The sequence below is a fragment of the Streptacidiphilus cavernicola genome, from assembly GCF_042510955.1.
GTDB lineage: Bacteria > Actinomycetota > Actinomycetes > Streptomycetales > Streptomycetaceae > Streptacidiphilus > Streptacidiphilus cavernicola.
Genome location: NZ_JBHFAB010000025.1, coordinates 1 through 13,878 on the forward strand (window position 1 = coordinate 1; position 13,878 = coordinate 13,878).

The window sequence follows — 13,878 nt, forward strand, 5'->3', positions numbered from 1 at the left end:
CGCAGCCGGCCCCCGAGCGCCGACCCCGACCCGGCCCGCCCCCGCAACCATGCACCCACCCGCGCCGCAGGCAAACCCAAGCCCAGTACAGACTTCAGCCCAGCCACCCCGGCCGCACCAACCCCGACTCGTACGCCAGTACAACCAACTGCGCCCGGTCCCGCGCCCCCAACTTCACCATCGCCCGGCTCACATGCGTCTTCGCCGTCAGCGGGCTGACCACCAGCCGCCCCGCGATCTCGTCGTTGGACAGGCCCATGCCGACCAGCGCCACCACCTCCCGCTCCCGTTCCGTCAGCCGCGCCAGCGGCGCCGCCGCCTCCGGCTCTTTGGACCTCGCGGCGAACTCCGAGATCAGCCGCCGGGTCACCCCCGGCGACAGCAGCCCGTCACCCCCGTGCACCGCACGGACCGCACGGACCAGCTCGGCCGGCTCGGTGTCCTTGACCAGGAACCCGGCCGCCCCGCACCGCAACGCCTCGAACACGTACTCGTCCAGCTCGAAGGTGGTCAGCACCACCACCTTGACCGCGCCCAGCCCGGAGTCCCCGGAGATCAGCCGGGTCGCCGCCAACCCGTCCAGCTCGGGCATCCGAATGTCCATCAGCACCACGTCGGGCCGCAGTTCGCCGGTCAGCCGCACCGCCGCGCGGCCGTCGTCGGCCTCGCCCACCACCTCGATGTCCGGTTGGGCGTCCAGCAGCGAGCGGAACCCGGCCCGCACCAGGACCTGGTCGTCGGCGAGCAGTACGCGGATCACGGCGCCTCCTGGAACGGCAGTTCAGCATGGACATGAAATCCCCCGCCCTCGGGCGAGGCCGAGACGCTTCCGCCCAGCGCGGCCACCCGCTCGCGCATCCCGGTCAGCCCGCTGCCGGACCCTCCGGCCCGCGGCCCGCCCGCGGCGGACAGCGGGCCCGGGTCCCGCACGTCCAGGCTCAGCCCGGCCTCCCCGTAGTGCACGGCGACCACCGCCGTCCGCGCCGACGAGTGCCGGATGACATTGGTCAGCGCCTCCTGGACGATCCGGAACCCGGCCAGCTCGACCCCCCGCGGCAGCGCCCGCACCACACCCGAGCGGTTCAGAGCCACCTCAAGCCCCGCCGCCCGAGCCTGCTCGACCAACTCCCCCAGCCGCGCCAGCCCGGGTGCGGGCGACAGCGGAGCGGCGGCGGCGCCCCCGCCGCCCGGCGAACGCAGTGTGCCCAGCACCTGGCGGACCTCCCCCAGGGCCTCCTTGCTGGTGTTCTTGATCGTGGTCAGCGCGGTCCGCGCCTGGTCCGGGTCTCCGTCCAGCAGTTCCAGCGCGACCCCGGCCTGAACGTTGATCAGCGAGATGCTGTGCGCCAGCACATCGTGCAGCTCGCGGGCGATGCCCATCCGCTGCTCGTCGGCGACCCGCTGCTCCCGCTCGGCGCGGACCAGCCGCCGCTGCTCCCGCTGCTCGACCCGGTTGCGGACCACCTCTGCCGCCAGCACCACCAGCAGCAGCCAGGCCAGCAGGCCCGCTTCCTGCCACCCGTCGATGCCCCCGTGCACCAGGGCCTGCACCAGATGGGAGAGGTAGAGCCCGCCCAGCGCGGCCCAGGCCGCTCTCCGGTGCCCGGCCAGCACCGCGTTGACGAAGCCCACCACCACGCTCAGGAAGACCGGCCCGTACGGGTAGCCCACGATCAGATAGGCCCCGCACACCGCCGCGGCGCCCCAGCACACGGCGACCGGGAAGCGGTCGCGCAGCAGCAGCAGGGCCGGGCCCGCCAGCAGCAGCAGGTACCCGAGCTGGTCCAGGCTGTGCCGTCCCGGCTGCGAGTGCTGCGCCGCGTGGGTGCCGACGGCCTCGATCAGTGCGACGCCGACCGCGACCGCCACGATCCGTGGCCGATGCCGGCGGTCGGCGTCCCTGGGGTGGTCCATTCCTGCACGGTAGGCCATCCCGCGGGCCGCGGGCGTCCGCCGAGCGGGGACGGTCCGGGTACTCCCCGGGGAGTACCCGCCCCCGGCTACCTGCGGGTGAGCAGGTCGATGGTCTGCCGGCCGAGGCCGTGCTCGCGGGTGAGCCCGGCGAAGGTGGTGTGGCCCTGGACCACCCGGGCGAAGGCCTTCCAGGCCGGGCGCAGCCCGACCGCCGCGACGTGGAACGCCTGCGGGCGGTGCTCGAACGCGGTCATCAGCTTGCGCCCGGTGCGCATCTCCACGCCCAGGCCCGCCTTGATCGCGAAGGCGTAGTTGAGCGCCTGCCGGCGCACGTCCGTGGCGTCCTCGGCCGTGGCCACCCTGGCCGCCCACTCCCCGGCGAGCCGTCCGGAGCGCAGCGCGTAGGAGATGCCCTCGCGGGTCCACGGCTCCAGCAGCCCGGCGGCGTCCCCGGCGACCAGCACCCGGCCCTTGAACAGCGGCGATCCCTCGGCGCGGCAGCGGGTGAGGTGGCCGGACTCGATCGAGGGGGTGAAGCCGGACAGGCCGAGCCGGGCGATGAACTGCTTGAGGTAGGCGCGGGTCTCCGCGCCCTGGCCGCGGGCGGCGATGACGCCGACGGTGAGGCTGTCGCCCTTGGGGAAGACCCAGCCGTAGGAGCCGGGGATGCTGCCGCCCCAGTCCAGCAGGACGCGTCCGCTCCAGGCGGCGGCGACCGAGGGCGGCACCGGGATCTCGGCCTCCAGGCCCAGGTCGACCTGGTCGAAGCTGACGCCGACGTGCGCGCCGATCCGTCCGGCGCTGCCGTCCGCGCCGACCACCGCGCGGGCGGTGACGGTCCGTCCGTCCTGGAGCGAGAGCACGACGGTGTCGTCGTCGTTCGCCAGGACGCCGGTCACGGTGACACCGGTGGCCGGGACCGCGCCGGCCTTCTCGGCGCACTGGACCAGGCGCTGGTCGAACTCGTCCCGGTTGACCAGGCCGAACAGCATCCGCTTGGAGCGGCGGGTGCGCTGCAGCCGCCCGTCCAGGGAGAAGGTGATGGCGTGCACGCGGTCCCGGAGCGGCAGCACGAAGCCGGGCGGGAGCGCGTCCCGGGACGGGCCGATGATGCCGCCGCCGCAGGTCTTGTAGCGGGGCGGGGCGGCCTTGTCGAGCAGCAGCACCCGGGGGGCCGCGCCGGAGGCGGTGGTCGCGGACGCGGCGGCGTGGGCGGCCGAGGCGCCGGCCGGGCCCGCGCCGACGACCACCACGTCCCACACGCCGCTCAGTTCGTCGGCGCCGCTGTCGTCCGCGCTCGACTCGGTCAACTCACTGCTGGTCAGCTCGTCGCTCGACGGGGGCTGGTCGCCGCTGGGGCCCTGGATCTGCGTCACGCTGCCTCATCTTACGGGGCCGAGGTAAGACCGCTGTTCGGACGGCTCGTCAGCCGGGTGGCCGCGGCGTGCAGGGCGGCGCCGAGCAGCGCGCCCGTGCCCCCGCCGAAGGACACCACGGCGACCAGTTCGGAGCCGGTGGGCCGCCGTCCGGGGCCGGTCGGCAGGTCGCGCAGGCAGCGGTGGGCCGCTCCGGCGACCGCGCCCGCGGCGACCAGTGCGGCGCCGCGCCGCCGGGCCCGCCGGGTGAGCACGGTCCGGCGCGGCGGGACGTCGGTGCGACCGCGCAGGACCCGGCTCCCGGCGAGCGCGAGCGCGCCGAGGCCCACCGCGGAGGTGCCCCACTGCAGCGCCTGGTAGCCGGGCATTCCGGCGAAGTCCCGGTCCAGCACCGGGAGCAGCCGGACCCCGGCGCAGCCGCGGTGGGTGAAGGAGTCCCAGCCGATGTGGGTGGCCGCACCGAGCGCGGCGGAGCCGGCGAACCAGGCGGCGTCCTGCCAGGTGGGGCGGCTGCCGGGCTTGCGCAGCGGCGCGGTGGCGGCGTCGGCGCGGTCGGCCCAGGGGTCCGGCAGCAGGGCGGTCAGCGGCTCTCTGAGCAGTCCGTGCCAGCCCGCGACCAGCGCGGCGGCGACCGCGACGTCCAGGGTGGGGACGGCCCGGAGCCGGTGCAGGGTGCGGCCGGTGTCGTAGCTGCCGGGCAGCAGGCTGTCGGCGAAGAACATCGCGTCGGGCGCCAGCGAACCGGCGACCAGCGCGGACGCGACCAGTCGGCCGCGCCCGCGGCCTCCGGTGATCAGCGGGAGGACGGCGGCCGGGTGGCTGAAGGTGAAGGGCACAGCACGATCCTGCCGGGTCCGGGCGGCGTCGGCACCCCGACCGGCCCTAGGCTGGGGCGATGAGCGGGTTCAGCTATCCGGAGACCGGCGCCACCCGCGCGGACGGCCCGCTGCCCGAGGGCTACGCGCACCTGTACTACCGCACCCGGCTGGGCCAGGGCCCGGCGGTGTTCGCGGCGGCCGGCGACGCGGTGCTGTCCTGGCGGATGCACCGGGCCGTCGGGGTCCGCCCCGCCGCCGACGCGGACCGCGCCGCACCGGGGGTACGGGTGCGGGTGCTGCTGGGCGTCGGGCGGCTGGCGCTGAGCGCGCCCTGCGAGGTGGTCTGGGCGGTGGACGGGGAGGTCGAGGCCGGTTTCGGCTACGGCACCCTGGCCGGGCACCCGGAGTGCGGCGAGGAGGGCTTCCTGGTCCAGCGGGAGGGCGACGCGGTCTGGTTCACCGTCACCGCGTTCAGCCGCCCGGCCCGCTGGTACACCCGGGCGGGCGGGCCACTGGTCCCGCTGTTCCAGCAGCTGTACGCACGCCGCTGCGGCCGGGTACTGCGCAGGCTCGCCCGCGCCTGAGTGTCAGCCGGCCTTCGCGCCCGCCTCCAGGTAGAGCGGGGCCCCCGCCGCGCGGGCCCGCAGCGCCGCGGCGAGCCGGTCGCGCTTGCTGTCCGGCAGCAGCGACGCCGACTCCGCCTCGCTGACGAAGCGCCAGGCGCGCAGCTCGGCGTCCGGCAGCACCAGCCGGGCCCGCTGGTCGTCCGTCAGCAGCCCGCCGTCGAAGACCAGCCGCATCCCGCCGGAGCGCGGGCCGCGGTGCGGCTCCCAGTCGGTGACCAGCAGCCGCAGCCGGGACGGGTCGAGCCGCAGCCCCAGCTCCTCGGACACCTCGCGGACGGCCGCGGCGGTGGGCGCCTCGCCGTCCTCGACCACGCCGCCGGGGAACTCCCAGCCGGGCTTGTAGACCGGGTCGACCAGCAGCACCCGGTCCTGCTCGTCGAAGAACAGCACCGCGGCGGCGAGGGTGTCCCGCCCGGAGACCGGGTCCTGGACGATGGGGCAGAGCGCGGCCCCGGAGCGGACGATCTCCACGATCCGCTCGGCGACCTGACGCGGCGTCGCCTCGGCGGTGTCGACGGTCACGCAGTCGCGCTCCAGCCAGCCCCGGGCCCGCCGGTAGGCGTCGAGGTGGTCCAGCCGCCACTGCCGGGCCGCGCGGGCCTCCTGGTCGTCCCCCTCGATCCGCTTTCGCAGGATCGTTTCTTCAGCGTGCAGCAGCAGATGGTGCACCGGGACCCGGCGCGCGGCCAGCGCGCCGAAGACCTCGTCCCGGTAGTCCTGCCGCAGCAGCGTCATCGGGACGATCAGGGTGCCCGGCAGCTGCGCCAGCAGCGCCGCGGCCGTGTCCGGGACCAGCCGGCGCCAGGCGGTCAGGTCCTGGAAGTCGGTGAGCCCGACGAGCTCCCCGGGCGGCAGGATCCAGCGCAGGTACGCACCGACCGACTCCGGGTCGAACACCGTGCTGCCGGGGATCAGCGCCTGCAACTCCCTTGCCGTGCTGGTCTTTCCCGCGCCGAATGTGCCGTTGACCCAGACGATCACACTGCCCCCTGTTCGACGGTTGCTCGCAGCATCGTACGCAGAGGGGACGGGCCGCCGTCGAGGGCGCGTCACCGGGCCGCCGCGCTGACGACGGCGGTCAGCTCCAGCCGTCGAGGCGCAGCGCCTGCGCCGCCGCGGCGGCGGCGCCGACCAGTCCGGCGTCGGTGCCGAGCCGGGCCGGGCGCAGCTCCAGCTGCCGGACGAAGGGCAGCACGGCGTAGCTGTGCAGGGCCTCCCGCAGCGGGTCGAACAGGATCTCCCCGGCCCCGGCCACCCCGCCGCCGACCACCGCCACGTCCAGCTCGACCAGGGTCGCGGTGGCGGCGATCCCGGCCGCCAGCGCCCGCGCCGCGCGGGCGAAGCCCGCCAGCGCGACCGGGTCGCCGGCCCGCGCGGCCTCGGCGACGGCGCCCGCGTCGGCCCGGTCCGGGTCGGCCGGGCGCCAGCCCTGCCGCAGCGCCCGCCGGGCGATGGCCGGGCCCGAGGCCAGCACCTCGACGCAGCCCCGGGAGCCGCAGGGGCAGGGCTCGCCGTCCAGGTCGACGCTGATGTGGCCGATGTGCCCGGCGTTGCCGCTGGGACCCGGGTAGAGCCGGCCGTCCAGGACCAGGCCGCCGCCGACGCCGGTGGAGACCACCATGCACAGCGCGTTGCGGAAGCCCCTGGCCGCCCCCTGCCAGTGCTCGGCGGCAGCCATCGCCGGGCCGTCCCCGGTCAGCACCACCGGACGTCCGCTCCCCGGCAGGCCCTCCAGATGCCGCTGGACCGCCTCGACCAGCGGGAAGTCGCGCCAGGCCGGGATGTTGACCGGGCTGACCGCGCCCTTGGCCACGTCCACCGGGCCCGCGCTGCCGATCCCCACCGCCCGCACCGCGGCCCAGCCGGGCCCGGCGGCCAGCCGGTCCAGCACCCCGGTCACCGCCGCCAGCACGCCCCCGGCGTCCCCGGCCGCCCGGGTGGGCAGCCGGCACGGGGCGGTGAGCCGGCCGCGCCGGTCCACCAGTGCGCCCGCGATCTTCGTTCCGCCGATGTCGACCGCGGCCACCGTCTCGTCCATGCCCGGAAGTCTCAGCGCCGCGCGGGCGGTCTGTCCAGTTCCTCCAGTTCAGCACTGCCGCAGCAGCGCCTGCTTGAGCACCTTCCCGAGCGCGTTGCGCGGCAGTTCGTCCACCAGGACCACCCGGCGGGGCCGCTTGTGCACCGACAGCCGCTCGGCCACGAAGGCGGTCAGCTGCTCCCCGGTGACCGGGCCCGCGGCGATCACGAAGGCGGTGACCGCCTGGCCCAGGTCGGCGTCGGGGGCGCCGACCACGGCGGCATCCAGCACCTCGGGGTGGTCCCGCAGCGCGGCCTCGACCTCGCCCGCGCCGACCCGGAAGCCGCCGGTCTTGATCAGGTCGACCGAGGCCCGGCCGACGATCCGGTGGAAGCCGTCCGGGCCGATCACCGCGACGTCCCCGGTCCTGAACCAGCCGTCGGCGGTCCGCGACTCGGCGTCGGCGTCCGGGCGTCCGAGGTAGCCGTCGCTCAGGGTGGGCCCGCTGACCTGCAGCTCGCCCAGGCTCTCGGCGTCGTGCGGGACCGGCTCGCCGGTCTCCGAGACCAGCCGGGTGCGCACCGCGCCGACCGGCAGGCCGACGCTCCCGGGGCGGCGCTCGCCGTCGGCGCGGGTGCTCAGCGTGATCAGGGTCTCGGTCATGCCGTAGCGCTCGATCGGCGCCTGCCCGGCCAGCTCGCGCAGCCGCTGGAACACCGGCACCGGCAGCGGCGCGCTCCCGGAGACCAGCAGCCGGGCCGAGGCCAGTGCCCTGGCGGCGGGCTCGTCGGCGGCGATCCGGGACCACACGGTCGGCACGCCGAAGTAGAGGCTGCCCCCGGCGGCGGCGTAGGCGGCCGGGGTCGGCCTGCCGGTGTGCACCAGCCGCCCGCCGGTCCGCAGCGGGCCGAGCGCGCCCAGGATCAGCCCGTGCACATGGAACAGCGGCAGCCCGTGCACCAGGGTGTCGTCCGGGGTCCAGGCCCAGGCCTCGGCCAGGCCGTCCAGACCGGCGGCGACCGCGCGGCGGCTGAGCAGCACGCCCTTGGGCGCGCCGGTGGTGCCGGAGGTGTAGAGGATGAACGCGGTGCCCTCGCCCGGCTCGGCCGGGACCTCGCCGCGCTCGGCCGGATCGACCGTCAGCAGCCGTGCCCCGTACGCCTCCGCACCGCGGTCGGCGGCGGAGACGGCGAGCAGCGGCGCGCCGGAGTCGCGCAGGATGTGCTCCCGCTCCTTGGGCCCGGCGTCCGGCGGCACCGGCACCACCGGCACCCCGGCGAGCAGCCCGCCGACGGTGGCCACCAGCGTCTCCAGCCCCGGCCGCGCCAGCACCGCGAGCGCGGGCGCCCCGGCGACCCGCGCCGCGACCGCCCCGGCCGCCGCGCGCAGCTGCTCCCGGGACAGCGCCGCCCCGGCCACGACCACCGCGTCAGCGGTGTCCCCGGAACCCTCAAGTGCCTTGAGCAACACAGCCGTTCACCCTCCCCGGAAGCCAAGCCAGGCAGAACCGCAAGGGGCGCGGGGAACTGCGCGCCCAGCCACGCACCCAGGTGCACCAGCCGAACCGAGCAGCCCCCCGCGCCCACCCCGAAAAGCGTCAGCCCTTGCGGGCCTTGACCTCCGCGGTCAGCTGCGGCAGCACGTTGAAGAGGTCGCCGACCACGCCGAAGTCGGCGAGCTCGAAGATCGGCGCCTCGGCGTCCTTGTTGACGGCGACGATGGTCTTCGAGGTCTGCATGCCGGCCCGGTGCTGGATCGCACCGGAGATCCCGTTGGCGACGTAGAGCTGCGGCGAGACCTGCTTGCCGGTCTGGCCGACCTGGTTGCTGTGCGGGTACCAGCCGGCGTCGACCGCGGCGCGGCTCGCGCCGACCGCCGCGCCGAGCGAGTCGGCCAGCTCCTCGACCACGCCGAAGCCCTCGGCCGCGCCGACGCCGCGACCGCCGGAGACCACGATCGCGGCCTCGGTCAGCTCGGGGCGGCCGGAAGCCACCTTGGCGGTGCGCGAGGTGACCTTGGTGCCGGTCGAGGCGGCGCCGAAGGTGACCGCGACGGTCTCCACCGCACCGGCCGCCGCGGCGGCCTCGGGGCTGGTCGCGTTGGGCTTGACGGTGATCACCGGCACCCCGCGGGAGACCCGCGACCGGGTGGTGAAGGAGGCAGCGAACGCCGACTGGGTGGCGACCGGGCCACCGTCGCCGGCGTTGACGTCCACCGCGTCGGTGATCACGCCGGAGCCGAGGCGCAGCGCCAGCCGGGCCGCGATCTCCTTGCCCTCGCCGGAGGAGGTGACCAGGACCGCGGCCGGGGCGGCGGCCTTGGCGATCTGCTCCAGCGCGTCCACCTTGGGGACCACCAGGTAGTCGGCGAACTCGGCGGCGTCGGCGGCGTACACCTTGGCCGCGCCGTACTCGCCGAGCTTGGCGGCGAGGTCGGCGGCGGCGGAACCGGCACCGAGGAGGACCGCCGAGGGCTCGCCGATCCGGCGGGCCAGCGTCAGCAGTTCGAGGGTCGGCTTGCGGACGGCACCGTCCACATGGTCGACGAGGACGAGGACTTCACCCATTGCTCAGCTCTCCAGAGTCATTCGTGGTCGTCAAGGTTGCGGTGAGCGCGAGGCTCTAGATGAACTTCTGCGAGGCCAGGAACTCCGCGAGCGCCTTGCCGCCCTCGCCCTCGTCCTTGACGATCGTGCCCGCGGTGCGGGCCGGACGCGCGGTGGCGCTGTCGACGGCCGTCCAGGCGCCGCCGAGGCCGACCTCGTCCGCCTCGATGCCGAGGTCGTCCAGGTCCAGGGACTCCACCGGCTTCTTCTTGGCGGCCATGATCCCCTTGAAGGAGGGGTAGCGGGCCTCGCCGGACTGGTCGGTGACCGAGACCACGGCCGGGAGGGAGGCCTCCAGCAGCTCGGTGGCAGTGTCGCCGTCACGGCGGCCGGTGACCTTGCCGTCGGCGACGGCAACCTCGGACAGCAGGGTGACCTGCGGGACGCCGAGCCGCTCGGCGAGCAGCGCCGGGACGATGCCCATGGTGCCGTCGGTCGAGGCCATGCCGCAGACCACCAGGTCGAAGCCGGTCTTCTCGATCGCCTTGGCCAGGATCGCCGAGGTGCCGATGGCGTCGGTGCCGTGGATGTCGTCGTCGTTCACGTGCACGGCCTTGTCGGCGCCCATGGACAGCGCCTTGCGCAGCGCGTCCTTGGCGTCGTCGGGGCCGACCGTGAGCACGGTGACCTCGGCGTCGCCGGACGCCTCGGCGATCTTCAGCGCCTGCTCGACGCCGTACTCGTCCAGCTCCGAGAGGAGTCCGTCGACGGAATCCCGGTCGGTGGTGTGGTCGTCGGCGAAACGGCGGTCACCCGTCGCGTCGGGCACGTACTTCACACAGACAACGATCCTCAAGCTCACGGCCTGTCTCCTGTACTGGTACTGGATCTCGTTCGGCAACTTCATGCTACTAGCGAGTAGCTTACGCTCCGACGCAGGTCATTCCACCGCCTCGGCGGGCGGTCCGACTACGGTCGCCCCAATACTCCCTCACGCAAGTGCATCGTGATGCACACCGCAACTCCGCGTCACTGTGACGTTGCACCTATTGACCGGCCGTGACGTCGAGCAGCGGTGGACCCGGGGTCAGGCGACGGCCGCGCCCAGCGCCGCGATGACGTCCGCGCGGCGCGGCTGGCCGACCGCGCGGCGCACCAGCGCGCCGTCCGCGTCCAGCACCAGCACGGTCGGGGTGCGCAGGATGTCCAGCCGGCGGACCAGGTCGAGCTGCGACTCGGCGTCGATCTCGACGTGGGCCACCCCCTCGACCATGCCCGCGACCTCGCCCAGCACCCGCTTGGTGGCCCGGCACGGCTGGCAGAACGCCGAGGAGAACTGCACCAGCGTCGCCCGCTCGCCCAGCGGCGCCCCCAACTCCCGTTCGCTCAGCCGCACTCCGCCGTCCCGCACCTTCAGCCTCCCGCCCCGGCGGGCGCGCAGCAGACCGTACCCACCGGAGAGCACCAGCACCGCCACGCACACCCACAGTCCTGTCATGACACCAAGCATGCCTGCTCGGCCCGGCGTGGCGCGCGTACCATGCGCGGTATGGACTCCTCCGGACCCGGCCAGCGGACCGCGCTCACCCGGCGCCTGGTCATCGACCTGTGCCGCGCCGCCGCCTCGCGCTGTCGCTGACCCGGCGCTTCGCCTCGCCCAGCAGAGATCGGCCCCCAGCCCGTTCCGGAACCCCTCGGAGTCCCCCGTGTCCACTCTGTCCACACCCCTGCCCGCGTCCGCGGGCGCCGTCGTCGATCCGCGCGGTCCGCGCTTCGCCGCGGCGCTGACCAGCGTCGTCCTCGTGGTGGTGCTGCTCACCGGCATCGGCTGGCTGCTCGCCGCCCAGGCCGTGGTGTTCGCCCTCGGCGCCTTCGGCGGCCTCGGCCGCTCGCCCTACGGCTGGCTGTTCCGCACCCTGGTCCGACCCCGGCTGGAGCCGCCGACCGAACTGGAGGCCGCCGCGCCGCCGCGGTTCGCCCAGGGGGTCGGCTTCGGCTTCACGGTGGTCGGCACGCTCGGTTACCTCACCGGCGCGACCTGGCTCGGTCTGGCCGCGACCGGCCTGGCGCTGGCGGCGGCGTTCCTGAACGCCGCGTTCGGCTACTGCCTCGGCTGCGAGGCGTATCTGCTGCTCCGCCGGGGCGAGGACCGGGTTCGTCCGTCCGGCCGGTAGGGAAGCACAGGTCCGAACAGTAGGGTGGAGTCCGGCGGTGTGACCGCGGTCTCTCGAATGCGGGTGCTACCTGGAGTGACAGGGCGCCGTCGAACGGGGGACGATACATCGACATACCGTCGAAGCGGGCGACCCAGCCTGGGAAGTAGGACTGACCGTGGCCGATCTCGTGTACCCGCCGATCATCGGGGCAGCACGGACGCTGTTCCGCGCCCTCGATCTGAAGATCGAGATCATCGGCGCGGACAACGTCCCGCGCACCGGCGGCGCCGTACTGGTCAGCAACCACGTCAGCTACCTCGACTTCATCTTCGCCGGCTGGGGCGCGCTCAAGGCCGGCAAGCGCAAGACCCGCTTCATGGCCAAGGACGACGTGTTCCGGCACCGGGTCTCCGGACCGCTGATGCGCGGCATGCGGCACATCCCGGTGGACCGCTCGGACGGCCAGCCCGCGTACGAGACCGCGGTCGCCGCGCTCAGGGCGGGCGAGGTGGTCGGGGTCTTCCCCGAGGCCACCATCAGCCGCTCGTTCGTGCTGAAGAAGTTCAAGACCGGCGCGGCCCGGATGGCCGCGGACGCCAAGGTGCCACTGCTGCCGGTGGCGCTGTGGGGCACCCAGCGGCTGTGGACCAAGGGCCGCCCCAAGACGCTGACCCGGCGTCACACCCCGATCACCATCATCATCGGCGAGCCGATCCACCTCAGCGCCGAGGACAAGCCAGTGATGGTCACCCGGCGGCTGCGGGCGGCGATGACCGAACTGCTGGACCGCGCGCAGACCACCTACCCGGAGTCCCCCAGCGGCCCGGACGACGCCTGGTGGCAGCCCGCGCACCTCGGCGGCAGCGCACCGACGCTGGAGGTCGCCGAGGCCGAGGACGAGAAGGAGTCCGCGGAGAAGGCGGCCCGCCGGGCGGCAGCGGCCGAGGCCAAGGCCGGGCAGGGCTGACGGTACGTCGGGGGCACGGCGGCAGGGGCTGCCGGCGTCACGCCAGCAGCCGCGCCGTATGCCGGCGGCTGGCGTGCTCGACCAGGGTGATCAGCACCTTCTTCCCGGACTCGCGGTCCCTGGCGTCGCAGAGCAGCACCGGCGTCCCGGCGTCCAGGTCCAGCGCCAGGGAGACCTTCTCGGCGGCGTGGCGGCGCGAGCCGTGGAAGCAGTTGACGGCGACCACGAACGGGATCGACCGCCGCTCGAAGTAGTCCACCGAGGGGAAGCAGTCCTCCAGCCTGCGGGTGTCGGCGAGCACCACCGCGCCCAGCGCGCCGTACGCCAACTCGTCCCAGAGAAACCAGAAGCGGTCCTGCCCGGGGGTGCCGAAGAGGTAGAGCGAGAGCCCGTCCCTGACCGTGATCCGGCCGAAGTCCATCGCCACCGTGGTGGTGGTCTTCTGCTCCACTCCCCCGGTGTCGTCCACCTCCCGGCCGGCCTCGGTCAGCCGCTCCTCGGTGCGCAGCGGACGGATCTCGCTGACGGTGCCGACCAGGGTGGTCTTGCCGACCCCGAAGCCGCCGGCCACCAGGATCTTGAGGTTGAGCCGGTCGGGGTTCTGGGGTTCTTGCTCAGAGTGCGCGGAGGCCATTGATCACTTCTCGGAGGATGCGCTCGTTGGGGAGCATGGCGGGCAGGATGGGCCGGTCGACCTGGATCAGGCCTGCGTCGTGCAGGTCGCCGAGCAGGACCCGGAGCACGCCGACCGGGAGGTCGCAGCCGGCGGCGATCTCGGCGACCGTCTGCGGCCGGGCCCGGCAGAGGTCGAGGATGGCCGCCGCCTCGGGGGCCAGACTGACGTCGGGCCCGTACGGGCTGTCCGCGCCGTACGGGGTGTTCGCGGAGATCAGCGCGATCAGGTCGAAGAACTCGCCGCTGCCCCTGGTGCGACCGCGGGTCAGCGCGTAGAGGCGGACCAGCGGGCCCGCCTCGTCGTCGTACCAGCGGGCGTCGGAGCCGTGCTGCACTGCCTCACCTTCCCGTCGGGGCGCCGGACGGGCCCGGAGCGGGCCCCCGGTCGCTGCGCGGCGGGCTGAACAGGTGCTCGCCCACCTGCTGGACCAGCCGGGCCATCTCATAGGCGATCAGGCCGACATCGGCCTCCACCTCGCTGAACACGGTCAGGCAGGTGCCGTCGCCCGCGGCGACCACGAAGAGGAAGCCGTCGTCGAGTTCGACCATGGTCTGCCGCACCTGGCCCGCGTCGAAGTAGTGCCCGACGCCCCGGGCCAGGCTGTGGAATCCGGAGGCCACGGCGGCGAGGTGCTCGGCGTCCTCCCGGCCGAGGGAGGCGGAGGCGCCCAGCGCCAAGCCGTCCCTGGAGAGCACCAGGGCGTGTCGGACCCGGATCACTCCGGAGACGAACTCGTTCAGCAGCCAGTTGAGTTCGCCGGTCTGGCGCAGCGCGGTGACCATC

At 74.6% G+C, this 13,878-nt stretch carries 16 protein-coding genes; 3 read left to right on the forward strand and 13 right to left on the reverse strand.

Annotated features, from left to right (window positions below; genetic code table 11):
• Positions 1–94: 94 nt before the first annotated feature.
• From ACEZDE_RS27090 to ACEZDE_RS27105, 4 genes are all read right to left on the reverse strand, one after another.
• Entirely contained in the window at positions 95–760 is a 666-nt protein-coding gene (locus ACEZDE_RS27090) for a response regulator transcription factor (protein ID WP_380541214.1), read from the reverse strand.
• Positions 757–1,914, reverse strand: a complete 1,158-nt coding sequence (locus ACEZDE_RS27095) for a sensor histidine kinase (RefSeq protein ID WP_380541217.1) — start codon at positions 1,912–1,914, stop codon at positions 757–759. The genes ACEZDE_RS27090 and ACEZDE_RS27095 overlap by 4 nt, the downstream gene beginning before the upstream one ends.
• An 86-nt stretch (positions 1,915–2,000) precedes the next feature.
• The gene (locus ACEZDE_RS27100) at positions 2,001–3,224 is read right to left on the reverse strand and encodes a geranylgeranyl reductase family protein (RefSeq protein ID WP_380541508.1); all 1,224 of its coding nucleotides are present in this window, start codon (positions 3,222–3,224) and stop codon (positions 2,001–2,003) included.
• Positions 3,225–3,301: 77 nt separating this feature from the next.
• Positions 3,302–4,126 carry a DUF4184 family protein gene (locus ACEZDE_RS27105; protein WP_380541220.1) on the reverse strand — a complete coding sequence of 275 codons (825 nt, stop codon included), beginning with the start codon at positions 4,124–4,126 and terminating at the stop codon, positions 3,302–3,304.
• Positions 4,127–4,185: 59 nt separating this feature from the next.
• Here ACEZDE_RS27105 and ACEZDE_RS27110 point away from each other — a divergent pair, with 59 nt between their 5' ends.
• Positions 4,186–4,692 carry a DUF1990 family protein gene (locus ACEZDE_RS27110; protein WP_380541223.1) on the forward strand — a complete coding sequence of 169 codons (507 nt, stop codon included), beginning with the start codon at positions 4,186–4,188 and terminating at the stop codon, positions 4,690–4,692.
• Positions 4,693–4,695: 3 nt separating this feature from the next.
• Here ACEZDE_RS27110 and ACEZDE_RS27115 read toward each other — a convergent pair whose 3' ends face one another.
• From ACEZDE_RS27115 to ACEZDE_RS27140, 6 genes are all read right to left on the reverse strand, one after another.
• On the reverse strand, positions 4,696–5,715 hold the full coding sequence (locus ACEZDE_RS27115; protein ID WP_380541226.1) for an NUDIX hydrolase: 1,020 nt from the start codon (positions 5,713–5,715) through the stop codon (positions 4,696–4,698).
• Between the two features lie 97 nt (positions 5,716–5,812).
• A complete protein-coding gene (locus ACEZDE_RS27120; RefSeq protein ID WP_380541229.1) occupies positions 5,813–6,772 on the reverse strand; it encodes an ROK family protein in 960 nt (319 codons plus the stop codon).
• A 48-nt stretch (positions 6,773–6,820) separates the two neighbouring features.
• Positions 6,821–8,218: an AMP-binding protein gene (locus ACEZDE_RS27125; RefSeq protein WP_380541511.1), complete on the reverse strand. Its 1,398-nt coding sequence runs from the start codon at positions 8,216–8,218 to the stop codon at positions 6,821–6,823.
• Positions 8,219–8,348: 130 nt separating this feature from the next.
• Positions 8,349–9,317, reverse strand: coding sequence for an electron transfer flavoprotein subunit alpha/FixB family protein (locus tag ACEZDE_RS27130; RefSeq protein ID WP_380541232.1), 969 nt, complete (start codon positions 9,315–9,317; stop codon positions 8,349–8,351).
• Between the two features lie 55 nt (positions 9,318–9,372).
• Positions 9,373–10,158 (reverse strand): electron transfer flavoprotein subunit beta/FixA family protein, encoded by a 786-nt coding sequence (locus ACEZDE_RS27135; RefSeq protein WP_380541235.1) that lies wholly within the window; start codon positions 10,156–10,158, stop codon positions 9,373–9,375.
• 225 nt (positions 10,159–10,383) lie between these two features.
• Positions 10,384–10,794: a thioredoxin family protein gene (locus tag ACEZDE_RS27140; protein ID WP_380541237.1), complete on the reverse strand. Its 411-nt coding sequence runs from the start codon at positions 10,792–10,794 to the stop codon at positions 10,384–10,386.
• A 208-nt stretch (positions 10,795–11,002) separates the two neighbouring features.
• On the opposite strand from ACEZDE_RS27140, the gene ACEZDE_RS27145 reads away from it, so the two are divergent.
• Both ACEZDE_RS27145 and ACEZDE_RS27150 read left to right on the forward strand, forming a co-directional pair.
• A complete protein-coding gene (locus tag ACEZDE_RS27145; protein WP_380541240.1) occupies positions 11,003–11,470 on the forward strand; it encodes a DUF4395 domain-containing protein in 468 nt (155 codons plus the stop codon).
• A gap of 157 nt (positions 11,471–11,627) precedes the next feature.
• Positions 11,628–12,419 (forward strand): lysophospholipid acyltransferase family protein, encoded by a 792-nt coding sequence (locus ACEZDE_RS27150; protein ID WP_380541243.1) that lies wholly within the window; start codon positions 11,628–11,630, stop codon positions 12,417–12,419.
• A gap of 37 nt (positions 12,420–12,456) precedes the next feature.
• Here the strand turns inward: ACEZDE_RS27150 and ACEZDE_RS27155 are convergent, their stop codons facing one another.
• From ACEZDE_RS27155 to ACEZDE_RS27165, 3 genes are read right to left on the reverse strand one after another with little or no spacing between them, the layout of a single operon-like run.
• The gene (locus ACEZDE_RS27155) at positions 12,457–13,053 is read right to left on the reverse strand and encodes a GTP-binding protein (protein WP_380541246.1); all 597 of its coding nucleotides are present in this window, start codon (positions 13,051–13,053) and stop codon (positions 12,457–12,459) included.
• On the reverse strand, positions 13,034–13,429 hold the full coding sequence (locus ACEZDE_RS27160; RefSeq protein ID WP_380541249.1) for a DUF742 domain-containing protein: 396 nt from the start codon (positions 13,427–13,429) through the stop codon (positions 13,034–13,036). The genes ACEZDE_RS27155 and ACEZDE_RS27160 overlap by 20 nt, the downstream gene beginning before the upstream one ends.
• Before the next feature lie 4 nt (positions 13,430–13,433).
• Positions 13,434–13,877, reverse strand: coding sequence for a roadblock/LC7 domain-containing protein (locus ACEZDE_RS27165; protein WP_380541252.1), 444 nt, complete (start codon positions 13,875–13,877; stop codon positions 13,434–13,436).
• Position 13,878: the final 1 nt, after the last annotated feature.